Origin of the sequence: Shewanella sp. 10N.286.52.B9 (assembly GCF_002873635.1) — a bacterium.
GTDB lineage: Bacteria > Pseudomonadota > Gammaproteobacteria > Enterobacterales > Shewanellaceae > Shewanella.
This window is the reverse complement of sequence record NZ_MCTY01000105.1, coordinates 1,652-2,013: the sequence shown is the minus strand read 5'-3', so window position 1 is coordinate 2,013 and position 362 is coordinate 1,652. Positions and strand designations below refer to the sequence as shown.

Here is a 362-nt window from a genome sequence, read left to right as displayed (position 1 = left end):
GGGACCTGACGATTATGAGTTTTAGCAAAATCGAATATACCCAGCTATCTTCTAGCCTAATCTCCCAGTAGATCACCTACAAAATTTCATAAACTGATACCACTACACTTGTCTAATTTCTTCCTGTTAACATAAATAAAGCGCAAGTAAACTCTTAATACTAGCGCTTTGATTTACGTTGTTTATCGTTATGGGATGTTATGCTTCTTGAGACGTTCTTCCCGTCTCACTTTCGCTCCAATTTGGCGTAGTACCAATTTTTTTTGCCTAATGCTGGTTATTATCAAAATAATTAAAGAGCCAAAGGTAACTCCATAGGCTAACCACACATAGAAGGCGTAGCCGCCCATATTTAAAAATTC

The 362-nt window shown here is 37.3% G+C and carries 1 protein-coding gene; it reads right to left on the bottom strand.

The window, feature by feature from the left end:
• Positions 1–188 precede the first annotated feature (188 nt).
• A partial coding sequence (gene ccmD, locus BCU91_RS06945) for a heme exporter protein CcmD (RefSeq protein WP_102531176.1) occupies positions 189–362 on the bottom strand: 174 nt, incomplete at its 5' end.